Raw genomic sequence first — 13,517 nt, forward strand, 5'->3', positions numbered from 1 at the left:
GAGGGGCAGATGAAGATTACTTTGGGAAGACAATCCATTCTGCTTTTAGGCGTGAATGGATTGTTTGCGTTAGCCGGAGCCTTGTCCGGTACGTTTTTGAACGTGTTTCTATGGAAAAGCCGTCCGGATTACGCCATGCTCGGCTGGTTTACCATCAGTCAGCAACTGGCTATTGGCATCACGTTTTGGCTCGCGGGGAAGTGGGTCAAGGAACATAATAAAATGAGTGCATTGAGGCTTGGGACAGCATTATCTGGTATGTTCTATATGCTTGTTCTGTGGACTGGCAAGAGCGCTGTGGATTGGATCTGGCCGTTAGGTTTGCTCCTAGGATGTGCATTGGGGCTATTCTGGATTGCCTTTAATGTCGTCTATTTCGAAGTGACGGATCGGGAAAATAGGGACTTGTTTAATGGCTGGGTTGGTTTGTTAGGGTCCATGACAGGCATTGTTGGGCCGTGGTTTTCGGGCCTCATTATTTCACGTATGGCAGATAATACAGGATATCGGCTTATATTCACCGTATCTCTTGTTATTTATATTATTGCAGTGATTTTCAGTTTTTTTCTGAAAAAACGAAAAGTTAGCGGGACATACTGCTGGTTAGAACCCATCCGGCAGTTGTCCACCCCAAAGAGTCCGTGGCGGCCGCTTTCCATGGGGCTGTTTGCCCAAGGCGTTCGGGAAGGGGTATTTGCCTTTTTGATTGCACTGCTGGTTTATCTGGCGACAAGCCAGGAGTACAAGCTTGGACAATTCTCTCTTATTACTTCAGCTGTTGCGCTCGCCAGTTACTGGGCAGCAGGAAAATGGTTTAAACCTCATTATCGATCTAAAGGGATGTTTACAGGTTCCGTGTTGTTACTTCTGGTGTTGTTACCACTACTCTGGAAAGTGACATATGGGACACTGCTTTTTATGGGAATCGGAAGCGCTATAGCGATGCCGCTATATATTTTGCCGATGATCTCCGCAGGTTTCGACATGATGGGCACAAGCGGCGAAAATGTGGAGAAAAGGGTTGAACTTGTCGTATTGAGGGAACTCAGTCTGATGTGCGGGCGGCTTTTTGGCTTGACCGTATTTATGATTACTGTGTTAAACTCGCCATCAACTAAAGTGTTAATCTGGCTCATTATCATCCTTGGGGCTTTTCCGCTCATTGGCTGGATGTTTATGAGGAAACTTTTGATCAACACGACAGCTCGCGATTCATGAAAGTTTATAACTGAAAAAAAAGGGTGCAGCGAGGGAATGGAAGTTATCCTTTAGCCGTACCCTTTTGTTGTTTTTCATACGATGAAACCGTATGTCATCCAATGTGTTTTTGCGTTTAGGCTGGAGATGGTTTGCTCGTTCTTGTTAGGGAGAAAAGCTTCATATCTTCATTCTGAACGCCGCTAATGGCATCTGCGATCAGTGAGGCCGCAATCATGCTGTACACCGTTCCGTTCCCACCGTACCCTTCGACAAAGTATGAATGTGGGTAATCCGGATGCGTACCAATGAGGGGAAGGCCATCATGTGTATTACCAAATACAGCACCCCAAGCATAATCCACCTCTAGCTGATCAAGCGGGAAATATGTTTTGAGCTCATCTAGCAGAACATCGCCTTGATTTTTGGAACGGAGCTCGCGCTGATCCTTGTCCGGTGTTTCTTCATCAAGTCCACCCACGATAATGCGGTTGTCTGGCGTGGTACGCATATATAGATAAGGGCGAGCCGTTTCCCAGATCATAGCTTGCTCATGCCAAGAGCTCAGATCAGACAGAGGTTTGGTTGTTATAGCATACGTTGCTTTCAAATACGCTCCCCGGTCTTTTTTGATCTCTTGCGTTTCATAACCAGCGGCATACACGATCTGTTTAGCTCGAATTTTGCCATGGGGAGTATAACACAAGACCCCTTCATCGTCATATTCACAGTGAATCATTTCTGTTTGTTCGTAGATACGTGCCCCATGTTGAACGGCCGACTCAAACAGCCCTTGCACAAACCGATACGGATTTACTTCCGCATCTCCTCTGGTGTATAAGGCGGCTGGTTTCACAAAAGGAAAATGGCTTTTGATTTGGTCTGCGTTCCATAGCTCTGCTTCGAATCCATGCTTTTGTAAGGTCTGATATTCTTCCTCTAGCAAAGAAACATCTTCTTCGCTGCTGGCAAAACAAAAGCTGTTTCGCGGAATAAACCACGGATCGGTCTTCAGACTCCCCGCAATTTCGGAAAGCTGCTGCATGGCTTCACGGCACAGCTGATAAAAGCGTACCCCTTTTGCTTCTCCAAATGTGTTGATGCACGATGTCAACGTTTTGTCATTGGTATATTGTAGCAGGCCGGTGTTGGCTGAACTGCTTCCATGTGCTATTTTCCGCTTGTCAATGACAACCGTATCGAATCCACGCTCTGCAAGCAGCCTTGAAGTCAGTGCACCTCCCATACCGCCACCAATAATCAAGCAGTCACAAGAGATGTCGCCATTTAAAGAGGGATAATCCACATCCGATTTATAAGTTGAAGGCCAGTAAGGTGTGCCATATACAAGATCCAATTGAACCAGCTCCTTTGTCTTCACATTGGTATAGTTTTGTATTTCAAGGTAACAATAAACTCGCATAAACTATAGATCTAGGAGGTACGACGTACATGCAACATTCACAAATGCAAGCCCTGAGTCCAAAAGAATTGAACTATATTGCCGATTCCATCTCCAACGAGGAGATGCTGATCAAGCAATGTGCAGCTACAGCTTCCATATCCACACATCCGGCTATTCAACAGGCATTGAATCAATATGTTCGCTCTCATGAGCAACATATGAACACATTGATTCAAACATTGCATCAGCATCAATCTCTTGCACCTTCCCAATCACAATAATTCACATCAACAAGCAACCCACAGCAATAAATCAGCACATAGGAGGAAAACACATGTATAATCAAACCGGAACTTTTATGCAAGAACAGGATTTGTTAAAAACCCTTCTTGCAGACCTGAGACGAACTTCGCGCGAATACACAACGGCTACAACAGAATCTTCCTGTCCGATGGTTCGCACTATGTTCAATGATTTGACGAATGATACACTTCGTCTGCAAGGAGAACTGTTTAACCTGATGCAGCAGAACAACATGTACTCCGCTTCTGCCAAAGCACCGCGTCAGGACTTGGACAAGCAGATTCAGTCTGCACACCAGGCACAGCAGAAGTGTCAGCAATTCGTGCAAGAAAAAACTGTACAAACTAGCTCTTATGGTCAAGTACCAAATGTATCTCCGCGTCAACCGAATTACGGCAACCCTTATTACATGTAACCTGTAGATAAGGGTTTTGAAGCATATGCTTAAAGACCATACCACCGCTTGCCTGAATTGAAGGCAGGCGGTCTTTTGTCTATGCACCAACGTTGAATTCATGTAATATAAGTATTAATTCATTTTAGGAACCTGGATGACGCTGGAGGGAAAACGATGAAAGAGTTGAACGATCTGCAACTCAAAGTTCTGGATCTGTTGAAGGAAGACGCGAGAAGGACTCCCGCACTGCTGTCAACGCTGCTGGGGGAGTCGGAAGATAAAATCAAAGCTGCTGTAGCACAGCTTGAAGAAGAACACGTCATCGTGAAATATGCAACGGTAGTGAACTGGAGCAAAATTGATGATGAGAAAGTGACGGCCCTAATTGAAGTTCAGATTACACCTGAGCGTGGGCGTGGCTTTGAAGGGATTGCCGAAAGAATCTATCTTTATCCGCAAGTAAAGTCGGTTTACCTCATGTCAGGAGCATACGATCTGCTTGTTGAAGTAGAGGGTGGTAATCTGCGTGAAGTGGCTAACTTTGTATCGGAGAAGCTGTCTCCGATTGATTCAGTACTGTCAACCAAGACGAATTTTATTCTTAAAAAATATAAGCAGGACGGGATTATTTTTGAAGACCATCAGGAAGACAACCGTCTCATGATCTCGCCGTAAAGGAAGATGTGTCATGATAGTGAATGAACAGACAACCGGGAATAACAAAACAATGTCCTCATATTTGGCTCCGCTCGTGAAACAGATCCCGCCATCCGGCATCCGCAAGTTTTTTGATCTGGTGGGCGACAATAAAGATATCATCACGCTTGGTGTAGGCGAGCCGGATTTCGTAACACCGTGGCACATGCGTGAAGCTTGTGTATACTCTCTCGAGAGAGGCATGACCAGTTATACATCGAATGCAGGTATGCCGAAGTTGCGTGAGGCAATCAGCAGTTATCTGGATACGCAGTTTGATACCAAGTATGATCCGAAAGATGAGATTATTGTCACCGTAGGTGGAAGTGAAGCAATTGACCTTGCTTTGCGTGCATTGATCGTGCCCGGAGATGAAATTCTTATCCCTGAGCCATCTTATGTCGCATACTCTCCTATTGCTTCCATCGGTGGAGGTATCCCTGTCGGGGTAGAGACATATGCAAAGGATCAGTTCAAGGTAACGGCTGAAGCGCTGGAAGCTAGCATTACACCGAAATCGAAGGTTGTTATTTTATGTTATCCAAGCAACCCAACAGGGGCGATCATGACCTACGAAGACTGGCTGCCGATTGCAGAGGTCATCAAAAAACATGATTTGATCGTCATTGCTGACGAAATATATGCTGAGTTGACTTATAATCAAAAACATGTTAGCTTCGCTTCAATTCCCGATATGAAAGATCGCACGATTTTGGTGAGCGGTTTCTCCAAGGCGTTTGCGATGACGGGATGGCGGATTGGATATATGTGTGGACATCCTGAACTCATTGCAGCAATGCTCAAAATCCATCAGTACACGGTAATGTGTGCGCCGGCAATGGGTCAGGTAGCAGCTCTCGAAGCATTGACAAATGGACTGGGTGAAAAAGACCGAATGGTCGAATCCTATAACCAGCGCAGACGTTTGATCGTACAGGGGTTCCGTGATATTGGACTGGATTGTCATGAACCGCAGGGAGCGTTTTATGCTTTTCCGAGTATTCAGAAGACAGGCCTCAGCTCCGATCTGTTTGCTGAACGATTGTTAACGGAGAACAAGGTGGCTGCGGTGCCAGGTAACGTGTTTGGGCCGCAAGGAGAAGGATTTTTACGTTGCTCTTATGCGACCTCAGTATCCCAGTTAAACGAAGCTTTGGAACGTATCGGAAATTTTGTTTACAAAGTTCAAAAAGAGGGTTAATACAAAGAAGAACTACAGTATAAATAAGGCATTTGGTACTTTTCCAAAAAAATACTTTCTTTTACAAAATATTATGATATAATTTCAATTTGAAATAGGATTTCATATATTTGGAAAATTATTTTCTGAGGAGGGGTTAGCTTTGTTTTGTGTTGAATATGATTTACCGACAAATCGTGGACACGTTCTGGCAGAAAGCGATCATGGCGACCGATGGTCGGTGAACCCTGATGACGCATCCTTGCATAACATTTCCTTGGAAGATGAGATCCGCATGCTTCGCAGCAAGATGGAACAGATTTTTCTGGAAGAGAAATCATTTACATCCGACATTGTGATTGAAATCAGCAGTTTGCTGGACTTGAAAATTAACGAATACATGAAGGCTAATCCGGTTAAACCGAAGTAAATATCGGGTTGATGGATATATGCTAGGAACATGTAGAATGATATAATTTGTAACACGGCAGGGAGGAGGTCCGAAAGGGTCTCCTTTTTGTTATGTACTTTAATGTAATGTCGAATATGGGTTATTTTTTTGCGTGGAACAATTGTGATATATTGGAGTTAGGAGACTAAAGGGGGAACTGGAATGAGGAGATTTTGGGGACTGACCGCAATAATTTCATTAATCTTTATATTAGCCGGATGTGGCGGTAAAGATGGTTTTACGGTGTTTATTATTGATAACCAGGGTAATCCATCGGGTATTTCGGAACAGTTACAAACAAATCTGCAGCAAAAGCTTGGTGAAGAACCAAAAGTAGAAATCATTACAAGTGCGATGTATGATGTTCAAAAAATATTGGTTGAATATGCCGCTGGCAGCCATGATATCTTTATTTTGCCTGAAAATGATATGAAACAGTATGGTCAGAACGGCTCGAATGTCCCGCTAGATGATACATTTGATCCCAAGAAATATGAACGTGGTGTATTTGAGGGATCTGTATTGGTTGAAAAAGGGAAGGGCGACGATGGATCTGATATGAAAAAAGAAACCCACTTGTACGGTATTCCGCTGGAGAATATGCAGATGTTCAAGGATGTAAACTATGCCCCAAGCAATCTGTTCGCTACCATTCCATTGTCAGCGGCTAACATTGAAGAGTCGAAAAAAGTGCTCAAAGCGCTGACAGAATAACATCTATCTAGAACAGGTATGGGAGGAGGGAACGGATTGCTGATTACGGTCACAGGCGGTATGGGCAGCGGAAAAACGCGCTTTGCGCTGAAATATGCGGCTCAAATGAGCCGGGAAGGTGTATATTTGTCCACTGGTGATCATGATTCCGTAATTCCCGAATTGCCATCCGCTCATTATCGTGCCATTCAGGTGGGGAACGGCCCGAAGCTTGCTGAAGTGGTGAACCAGATTAATCGGGAATCCAATCTTTTTCTGGCGGATCAACGCATGTTGATTGTGGATAGCCTGACGTCCTGGATGGCAGCCAGTTTCAGGGAAGCAACGGATCTGGGTCAGCAACGTGTGGAAACACAACGGCTACTAGATGCACTGCTATCCTATCAGGGGAAAATACTTATCATTACAAATGAGATGCATGGTAGCTTACATCCGTCAGAAGAGGAACGTATTTTTGCAGCGAGAATGGCTTCGGTGAACCGGATTCTGCAGTCTAATGCAAAACAGATGTTTATGTTGGTGTCTGGACTTGCGATTGATCTGAAAGCTCTGCATTTGCGTTATGAAGATGAAGGATAGACGAGCTTTGGGTAATCGGGTAAGATATTTCAGCGTTTGATAAATGATTGATGCACAATTGGAGGGATTATGATGGGGATATATACACGAACCGGTGATGAAGGCCAGACTTCGGTCATTGGAGGCCGAGTTATCAAAGATGATGATCGGGTAGAGGCTTATGGCACGATCGATGAATTAAATTGCTTTGTGGGTCAAGCAATCAGTTTGATTGACTCTGCTAACGGAGAATTTGAGGATTTGCGCGAACATTTGCTTGAAGTGCAACAGGAGCTCTTTGACTGTGGATCAGATTTGGCTTTTGTGCGAATAAGTGAGACAAAGTACAAAGTAAGGGATGAGATGGTCACACGTTTGGAGCAGTGGATCGATCAATATGATGCTGAAAATCCTAAAGTGGAACGTTTTATTATCCCTGGCGGAAGTCAACTCTCTTCTGCTCTACATGTGTGCCGGACAGTATGCCGTCGTGCAGAGCGCCGTACCGTTACGCTGGGACAGCATACGGATATTAATCCGTCGGTGCGTCGGTATCTGAACCGTCTTTCGGATTACTTCTTTGTTGTTGCACGGACAGCCAATGCAAGACAACAAGTTGCGGATATTGAATATGTGCGGAGCAAAAAAGTATTCCGCCGCAAAGAATGAGCCAATATTATGCACCGATTGCCTACACGGTGACCGAAGTAGAGGACGGCTGGCTGCTAAAAACCGTGCTTCAAAAGCGGCTTCAGGTTTCGCGTAAGCTTTTATCCAAAATCAAACTCACCGAACAAGGTGTTATGCTGAATGGTGAACGGGTATATATCAGTGTCAAAGTGAGTGCAGGTGATCTGGTGGAGATTCGGATGGAGCGAGAGGAATCCGATGATATTTTGCCAGAGGATATTCCATTCGCTGTGTTGTATGAAGACGAACATCTGCTGATCGTGAATAAAGATGCCGGAATTATCGTGCATCCAACCCATGGGCACTATACAGGTACTTTAGCTAATGGTGTGGTGCATTATTGGCAACAAAAAGGCGAGAAATTCCGCTTCCGTCCAATCCACCGATTAGATCAGGAAACATCCGGCGTGCTGGCGATTGCCAAAAACCCGTATGTGCACCAGCATGTATCAGAGCAGATGATCGCCGGCACTGTGGATAAAAAATATATCGCTCTGGTGCATGGCAGCCCTGTTCCCGAACAGGGGGCAGTTGACGGGCCAATTGATCGCGATCCCGAGGAACCGCATCGCCGTATCGTTACACCAGACGGATATGCGGCCAGAACGCTCTACACAACGTTGTCTCGCTGGGATGATGGAAGTGCCAGTGCTGTAAGTTTGAAGCTGGAGAGTGGACGAACCCATCAGATCCGGGTACATATGACGTCTATCGGTTGCCCGTTGATCGGTGATCAGATGTATAAGACGTTGCCAATGCATAACGTGGATGAGCAGACAATGGCTGTTCGTGAGGAACGGGATACGTGGATTGAACGCCAATCGCTACATGCGTGTGAACTGATATTCGAACATCCGATCCTCCGGGAACGCATGACATTCCAGGCTCCACTGCCGCCAGATATGGCCGCATTGGAAAAACGTTTGGATACCGAGGCGGCCCCGAGAGTAATGCTTCAGGAAGCAGAGGGACAAACCCAAGCGGAAAAGTAACCTCGGATTTAGGACGCAGCTGCATGTTCGAAAATAAAAGTGTATACAGTTCAGAGAACAGCGCAGCTGAACAGCATGCCGAGGGCTAGAGAGGTTTTGAGCTTTTAAGGTATTTGAGCCTTACAGTTCAGCGAGTAGCGCAGCTGAACAGCATTGCCGAAGGCTAGAGAGGTTTTGAGCTTTTAAGGTATTTGAGCCTTAGAGTTCAGAGAGCAGCGCAGCTGAACAGCATGCCGAAGGCTAGAGAGGTTTTGAGCTTTTAAGGTATTTGAGCCTTACAGTTCAGCGAGTAGCGCAGCTGAACAGCATGCCGAGGGCCAGAGAGGTTTTGAGCTTTTAAGGTATTTGAGCCTTAGAGTTCAGAGAGCAGCGCAGCTGAACAGCATGCCGAAGGCTAGAGAGGTTTTAGAGCTTTTAAGATTCTTCAGGCTTTAAGGTAGTTAAGCTTGAGTTCGTAAAATCTCTAGCTCTAGAAATGTTGGAATAAATGTTGAAAAATCACGTCGTAATGAGGGGCGATAAGCCCGCATTCGACTAAAAAATTGCTGAGCGAGGGTATTGGGATGGAGCGACTTTTGGATTTGCGGAGCAAACCAAGGGAAGCGATAGACCAAAACCTGAGTGGGAGGAACATCCATGACAAAACTGAAAGTATACCAATATGCAAAATGTGGTACGTGCCGTAAGGCTGTGAAATGGTTGGAAGCGAAAGGGCATGAACTGGAGCTAATCCCTATTTTTGATACACCACCATCGAAAGATGAATTGACAGAGCTTATTCAAAAAAGCGGACTTGAAGTGAAAAAGTTTTTTAACACCAGTGGAGAAGTTTACAAAGAGCAACAGCTCAAAGACAAACTGCCAGGGATGTCCGAGGCTGAGCAGATTGGGTTACTGGCTTCCAATGGTCGTCTGATCAAACGTCCGATCGTAACCGATGGAGACAAAGTCACCGTGGGTTTCAAGGAAGATACGTATGAGCAGGAATGGAACAACGCCTAAGACATTCACCAGAGCTAAGCCTTGAATTGTTCGCAATTCAGGGCTTTTTTGGTTGGACGAGGTAGTGGCATATTTATGCTCCATGAGGGTTGGCGTAACTATGTTATAATGATAGAATGAGTTTCGATATTTAATATGCTATTGAAGTTGGAATCAATTGTTGTTCCAGCTTTCATAGATCAAGGAGAGAACAAATTCAAGTGAATCAACGTAATGAACCTACTTTGTTACTGGTAGACGGTATGGCAGTGTTGTTCCGGGCATTCTATGCAACTTCTGCAAGCGGATATATCAGACGTACAAAGGCAGGGCTTCCGACCAACGCAGTCTATGGGTTTATCCGTTATTTTTGGGATGCGGTTCAGACGTTTGGACCAAGCCATGTCATCTGCTGTTGGGATATGGGAGGCAAGACGTTTCGCGGTGAGGAGTACGCAGCATACAAAGGTAATCGTGCTGAAGCACCAGATGACCTTATTCCACAGTTTACTCTGATTCGTGAAGTGATGGATAGTCTAAACATTCCGAATATTGGTGCAGAAGGGTATGAGGCTGACGATTGTATCGGGACACTTGCCAAGTATTACACGGAAGAAACCGATATGAACGTGATGGTACTTACGGGAGACCATGATATGTTACAGCTGATTAATGACCGCACAAGTATCATTATTATGAAAAAAGGTCACGGCAACTACATGGTATACAATCCTGAAACGTTGATGGCCGAGAAACAATTGACACCACGTCAGGTTATTGACATGAAGGGTTTGATGGGAGATGCCAGCGACAATTACCCCGGAGTACGTGGAATTGGTGAAAAAACGGCTTTGAAGCTTGTGCAAGAGTATGGATCGATTGAAGGGATTTTAAGCAATCTGGATCAACTTACCCCTTCGGTACGTAAAAAAATCGAGAGTGATCTCGATATGTTGCATCTGTCTCGCAGGCTGGCAGAGATTCACTGTGCAGTTCCGGTGGCTTGTACGCTGGAAGGCTGTGAATTGCGTCTGGACCCGGATACGGTGATGGACAAGTTTGAACAACTTGAGATGAAGAGCCTAGGTTCTTGGATGGGAGTGGCGATAGGGTGAGCAACGTGACGATGAAAAAAACGAGTAAAAAGTGGTGGACTGGGGCAATGGCCCTCGTCCTCGCACTTCCGGTATTGCTGTCGGGGGCAGTAAGTGCACCGCAGACAGCGGATGCCAAAGCAGCCATTAGCGTCAAAGTACAGAAAGTGAAGGCAGCAGGACGTAGTTTTAGTGTACAGACCGTTTCGATTCCAAAAGGAACACCAGTAACCGTAGGACTTGCTAAGAAACAGGTTGGTCAAACCGCTACATTGCCGTCTATTGTAAAAGCTTACGGCGCACAAGCAGCAATCAACGGAGCTTTTTTTGAAGCATATCATGGAGCACCAGATCCCTACGGGATGTTAATAGCAAATGGTAAAGTTATACATATAGGAAGATATGGCACATCCATCGGTTTTAAGGCAGATGGGTCGGCGATAATGGATTCGCTTCAAGTGAGCTTAACGGGCACGGTCACAGATACGAAAGGAAAATCAAACGGCTGGTATGCAACATTTGTTAACCGGACACCTTCAGCAGATGCAAGCATCTCGATGCTGTACACCCCAGAACGTGGAGCCAATGTTGGTTTCAAGGGCGGAACGGCAGTGATTATGGAAAAGGGTGTTGTGACCAAAAAAGTACCGAATACAAACGTAGCGATTCCCAAAAACGGTTCTGTTCTTGTCTTCACAGGTCGAGAGAAGTCCACAGCTGACCGATTTACGGTAGGCTCCACCGTAGAGATGAATTACAGATATACGAACGCAGCCGGTCAGGAAATTCCGTGGCAGGAGGTGGTCACAGCTGTGGGAGCTGGCCCGCGTCTGGTGAAGGATGGCAAGGTATCGGTAAATCCGGCAAGTGAGGGGTTCAAAGATCCCAAAATTCTGAATGCATCCGGAGCGAGAAGCGGAATTGCGATTATGGCCGACGGTTCGGTGATGCTTGCTACCGTTTCTGGTGCTACAATAAAAGAATGGGCAGCTGTGATGCAAAAGCTGGGAGCTAAACAGGCGATGAACTTGGATGGCGGTGCATCCTCTGGGATGTATGCAGGTGGCAAAATGCTGACTTCTCCAGGGCGGCTGTTAAGTAATACATTAGTATTTGGTGGTTCTGTTCGATAAAAAGTAATCATGGAGGTATGATGTGGCATGACACCTGTACCCGATTCGATAACAGAAGAGGCAAGCACGGCAGTTCTGGCGATTAATATAGGGCAACCTAAGCCATTGCCTGGCCAGAAAAATGAAGTGTTGAGTGGTATTGTGAAACATCCTGTCTCCGCTCCGGTTTTCCTGTCATTCACTGGAATGACAGGGGATGCTCAAGCGGATCTGGTGCACCACGGTGGTCCAGATAAAGCTGTTTGTGTATACGATCATAGTCGCTATTCTGCGATTGAGCGTCTGATGGATCGTAAGCTGGAGTGGGGGGCATTCGGAGAGAATCTGACCGTTACAGGATGCGCTGAGGAAGAGGTTCGCATTGGTGATGTATTTGAACTCGGTGATGCGCAGGTGCAAGTCAGTCAGCCGAGACAACCATGTTTCAAGCTGGGGATAAGATATGATTACAAGGAGTTGCCTGTATATTTTCAGGAAAGCGGGCATACCGGTTTTTATTTTCGAGTATTGCAAGAGGGAGAGGTTGGCCCTGCATCACGTTTCAAAAGAGTTCGCACAGATACTTCATACATGACGATTCTTGAAGCTAACCGGATCATGCATCAGGGTAAACAGGACGTGGAAGGGATGCAGGCTCTACTCTCTATTCCTGTTCTCTCGGATAGTTGGAAACAGACATTGCTTAAACGGTTGAACAAGCTTGAGCGTAACTGAGCCCTGCTGAATAGTCCGAACCGCTATATGGATACGGCAGTGTTCCTATTACAAACCAACGTAGGAGTGAGATCAACATGACAGTTTTAGGTGCGATTGAAGCAGGCGGAACCAAATTTGTATGTGGCCTTGGTACAGAACATGGAGAGGTCCTGGAACGAGTTAGTTTCCCTACAACCACGCCGGAAGAAACGATGGCTCAGGTCATCTCTTTTTTTGAGGGCAAAGGTATCGAAGCAATGGGGGTAGGTTCTTTCGGGCCAATTGATCCCATTGAAGGAAGTCCAACCTATGGTTATATTACGACAACACCGAAGCCGCATTGGGGACAGTACAACTTGATTGGCAAACTCAAAGAACACTTTGATGTACCGATGACGTTTGACACCGATGTGAATGGAGCAGCTTTGGGTGAAGCCACTTGGGGAGCTGCGCAGGGGCTGGATAGCTGTCTGTATATTACGGTAGGTACAGGCATCGGTGCAGGAGCTGTCGTTGGCGGAAAAATGGTGCACGGGCTTTCTCATCCCGAGATGGGCCATATTATCGTGCGGAGACATCCCGAGGATTCATATGCAGGATTTTGCCCATATCATGGAGACTGTCTGGAAGGACTTGCGGCGGGGCCGGCCCTGAACAAGCGCTGGGAACAACCTGCTTATGAATTGCCAGCAGATCACAAAGCCTGGGAGATTGAAGCGCATTATCTTGCACATGCTCTAATGAATTATGTGCTGATTCTTTCGCCTCAGAAAATAGTGATGGGCGGAGGAGTGATGAAACAGGAGCACCTATTCCCGATGGTTCGTAGCAAACTACAGGAATTGCTGGCAGGCTATGTGCAACATCCGTCACTTCATGCTGGAATTGATGCGTATGTTGTTCCACCAGGTCTGGGAGATAATGCTGGCTTGTGTGGTTCGCTGGCACTGGCGAAACTGGCCTTGTCAAAATAAACGCATTTAGGGATTGACGAAATTTACCAGTATGGTATGATGTGAGCAACAGCATA

At 45.9% G+C, this 13,517-nt stretch carries 16 protein-coding genes; 15 read left to right on the plus strand and 1 reads right to left on the minus strand.

Annotated features, from left to right (window positions below):
• Positions 1-9 precede the first annotated feature (9 nt).
• Positions 10-1,218, plus strand: a complete 1,209-nt coding sequence (locus MKY23_RS08645) for an MFS transporter (RefSeq protein ID WP_253495888.1) — start codon at positions 10-12, stop codon at positions 1,216-1,218.
• Positions 1,219-1,333: 115 nt separating this feature from the next.
• Here the strand turns inward: MKY23_RS08645 and MKY23_RS08650 are convergent, their stop codons facing one another.
• Positions 1,334-2,554, minus strand: coding sequence for an FAD-dependent oxidoreductase (locus MKY23_RS08650; RefSeq protein ID WP_154887436.1), 1,221 nt, complete (start codon positions 2,552-2,554; stop codon positions 1,334-1,336).
• A 95-nt stretch (positions 2,555-2,649) separates the two neighbouring features.
• Between MKY23_RS08650 and MKY23_RS08655 the strand changes: the two genes are divergently transcribed.
• The 14 genes from MKY23_RS08655 to MKY23_RS08720 all read left to right on the plus strand — a co-directional run bounded on the left by MKY23_RS08655 (position 2,650) and on the right by MKY23_RS08720 (position 13,461).
• Positions 2,650-2,883, plus strand: coding sequence for a hypothetical protein (locus MKY23_RS08655; protein WP_090922254.1), 234 nt, complete (start codon positions 2,650-2,652; stop codon positions 2,881-2,883).
• A 53-nt stretch (positions 2,884-2,936) separates the two neighbouring features.
• Positions 2,937-3,320: a spore coat protein gene (locus tag MKY23_RS08660; protein WP_336122179.1), complete on the plus strand. Its 384-nt coding sequence runs from the start codon at positions 2,937-2,939 to the stop codon at positions 3,318-3,320.
• Between the two features lie 156 nt (positions 3,321-3,476).
• On the plus strand, positions 3,477-3,977 hold the full coding sequence (locus tag MKY23_RS08665) for an Lrp/AsnC family transcriptional regulator (RefSeq protein ID WP_123065064.1): 501 nt from the start codon (positions 3,477-3,479) through the stop codon (positions 3,975-3,977).
• 13 nt (positions 3,978-3,990) lie between these two features.
• Positions 3,991-5,199 (plus strand): aminotransferase class I/II-fold pyridoxal phosphate-dependent enzyme, encoded by a 1,209-nt coding sequence (locus tag MKY23_RS08670; protein ID WP_090922260.1) that lies wholly within the window; start codon positions 3,991-3,993, stop codon positions 5,197-5,199.
• A 220-nt stretch (positions 5,200-5,419) separates the two neighbouring features.
• The gene (locus tag MKY23_RS08675) at positions 5,420-5,608 is read left to right on the plus strand and encodes an aspartyl-phosphate phosphatase Spo0E family protein (RefSeq protein WP_308722269.1); all 189 of its coding nucleotides are present in this window, start codon (positions 5,420-5,422) and stop codon (positions 5,606-5,608) included.
• 183 nt (positions 5,609-5,791) lie between these two features.
• Positions 5,792-6,343 carry a hypothetical protein gene (locus MKY23_RS08680; RefSeq protein WP_090922264.1) on the plus strand — a complete coding sequence of 184 codons (552 nt, stop codon included), beginning with the start codon at positions 5,792-5,794 and terminating at the stop codon, positions 6,341-6,343.
• Positions 6,344-6,379: 36 nt separating this feature from the next.
• Complete coding sequence (locus MKY23_RS08685; RefSeq protein WP_186811661.1) at positions 6,380-6,922, plus strand: bifunctional adenosylcobinamide kinase/adenosylcobinamide-phosphate guanylyltransferase; 543 nt, start codon at positions 6,380-6,382, stop codon at positions 6,920-6,922.
• Positions 6,923-6,994: 72 nt separating this feature from the next.
• Positions 6,995-7,570: a cob(I)yrinic acid a,c-diamide adenosyltransferase gene (locus MKY23_RS08690; protein ID WP_090922268.1), complete on the plus strand. Its 576-nt coding sequence runs from the start codon at positions 6,995-6,997 to the stop codon at positions 7,568-7,570.
• Complete coding sequence (locus MKY23_RS08695; RefSeq protein ID WP_336122181.1) at positions 7,567-8,583, plus strand: RluA family pseudouridine synthase; 1,017 nt, start codon at positions 7,567-7,569, stop codon at positions 8,581-8,583. The genes MKY23_RS08690 and MKY23_RS08695 overlap by 4 nt, the downstream gene beginning before the upstream one ends.
• 636 nt (positions 8,584-9,219) lie before the next feature.
• Positions 9,220-9,585, plus strand: coding sequence for an arsenate reductase family protein (locus MKY23_RS08700; RefSeq protein ID WP_154958254.1), 366 nt, complete (start codon positions 9,220-9,222; stop codon positions 9,583-9,585).
• Between the two features lie 200 nt (positions 9,586-9,785).
• Positions 9,786-10,679: a 5'-3' exonuclease H3TH domain-containing protein gene (locus MKY23_RS08705; RefSeq protein WP_154958253.1), complete on the plus strand. Its 894-nt coding sequence runs from the start codon at positions 9,786-9,788 to the stop codon at positions 10,677-10,679.
• 11 nt (positions 10,680-10,690) lie between these two features.
• Entirely contained in the window at positions 10,691-11,791 is a 1,101-nt protein-coding gene (locus tag MKY23_RS08710; RefSeq protein ID WP_339837250.1) for a phosphodiester glycosidase family protein, read from the plus strand.
• 27 nt (positions 11,792-11,818) lie between these two features.
• On the plus strand, positions 11,819-12,505 hold the full coding sequence (locus MKY23_RS08715; RefSeq protein WP_154958251.1) for an MOSC domain-containing protein: 687 nt from the start codon (positions 11,819-11,821) through the stop codon (positions 12,503-12,505).
• Positions 12,506-12,582: 77 nt separating this feature from the next.
• Positions 12,583-13,461 (plus strand): ROK family protein, encoded by an 879-nt coding sequence (locus MKY23_RS08720; protein WP_154983009.1) that lies wholly within the window; start codon positions 12,583-12,585, stop codon positions 13,459-13,461.
• Positions 13,462-13,517: the final 56 nt, after the last annotated feature.

The organism is Paenibacillus sp. FSL R7-0272 (genome assembly GCF_037969905.1).
Taxonomy (GTDB): Bacteria; Bacillota; Bacilli; order Paenibacillales; family Paenibacillaceae; genus Paenibacillus; species Paenibacillus polysaccharolyticus.